General features: G+C 71.2%; 1 protein-coding gene. It reads right to left on the bottom strand.

Annotated elements, in window-relative coordinates; genetic code table 11:
* Positions 1-169: 169 nt before the first annotated feature.
* Positions 170-1,390 carry a phospholipase D-like domain-containing protein gene (locus ACYVE9_RS25970; protein WP_461030336.1) on the bottom strand — a complete coding sequence of 407 codons (1,221 nt, stop codon included), beginning with the start codon at positions 1,388-1,390 and terminating at the stop codon, positions 170-172.
* Positions 1,391-1,615 lie beyond the last annotated feature (225 nt).

Genomic DNA, 1,615 nt, shown 5'->3' with positions numbered 1-1,615 from the left:
CGCGACCTCAACCTTGGCAAGGTTGCGCTCTACCAGCTGAGCTACGTCCGCCTGCGGTGCCCGTCCACTATATCCGCCCCGCGCGGTGCCCCGGTACCGTCCGGGGGCCGCGGCGCGCGGCGGCCGTGTGGTGGCGGTCACCCGCCCGTCACGGCAGGTGCGGCGCGGGTCACAGGAAGCGGCGGATCGGCAGCACGGCGAGCTCGCGCATCCGGTGGACGGGGGACCGGCGGCGCCAGCGTTCCGCCTTGATCGGCTCGCTGTTGCTCACGTCGTCGTCGTAGTGCTCGTCGAGCGTCGCGGTCAGGTGCTCGTCCAGCGTCACCAGCATGACCTCCTCGTCGTGGTCGAGGGAGCGCCGGTTGAGGTTGGTCGAGCCGATCAGCGAGGCGACGCCGTCGACCGTGATCACCTTGGCGTGCATCATCGTCGGCTGGTACTCCCAGATCTGCACACCGCACTCGGTCAGCCGCTCGTAGAACCGGCGCCCGGCCAACTGGCAGACGCGCTTGTCGGTGTACCGGCCCGGCAGCAGGATCTCGACCCGCACCCCTCGCCCGGCCGCCGCGCACAGCAGGTCGATGAAGTAGTCGTCCGGGGCGAAGTAGGCGGTGGCCAGCCGCAGCCGCTTCTCCGCCGACTCCACCACCACACGTATCAGCGTCTGCATGTCCTGCCAGCCGAAACTGGCCGAGCCACGCACCACCTGAACGATCGAGTCACCCTGCGACGTGGCGTCCCGGAAGCGGTCCCGCTCGTCGAACAGGTCGTCGTGGCACTCCGCCCAGTTCTGCGCGAACGCCGCCCCGATGCCGTCCACGGCCGGCCCGCGGACCTGGACGTGGGTGTCGCGCCACTCGTCCGGGTTGCGGGCGTCGCCGCACCACTCCTCGGCTATGCCGATCCCGCCGGTGAAGGCGACCTCCTCGTCGACGACCAGCACCTTCCGGTGGCAGCGGTGGTTCTGCTTGAAGGGGGAGAGCCGGATCGGCTTGCGGAACCAGCTGACCTCCGCCCCCGCCTCCGCCATCAGATCCAGCAGCTCGGGTTCGATCGGCCGGCTGCCGAAACCGTCGAGCAGCACCCGCACCCGCACCCCGGCACGGGCCCGATCGGCCAGCGCCTCGGCGAACTCCCGGGCGATGTCCCCACGCCAGTAGACGAACGTCATCATGTCCACGGTGTGCTCGGCCGCCCGCACGCTCTCCAGCATCGCGGGAAAGATCTCGTCGCCGTTGCGCAGCACCCGCAGGCTGTTGCCCTCGGTGGCGGCGATGCCGATGAGCCGCTCCAACCGTCTGCGCAACCGCTGCTTGCGTCGCTCGGCGTCGGCCGTCGGTGCGTCCGCCGCCCGGTCGTCGGACGCCGCCTCGTCGTCGAGAGTTGTCACCGGTGCCACCTTGTCCGAACTCGAGAAATGGGCAGGAGCCACCGCGGGCTGCGGGGCCGGACGCCATTGTGCGCACATTCGTCCGAATCCTGTCTTCGGTGCCCGCGACCGGAACCCGCTGTGGCCGAGGCGCCCCGGCCCGGAGGCCGAGGCGCACAGCCGACCGGCTACCCCGTCCGCGCTCCCACGATGCGCGCCTTCCGGCCCGGACCGGCGCTCCGGCGC

The organism is Streptomyces sparsus (assembly GCF_054776295.1).
The sequence above is the reverse complement of the archived record's forward strand: the minus strand, read 5'-3'. Positions and strand labels throughout refer to the sequence as shown.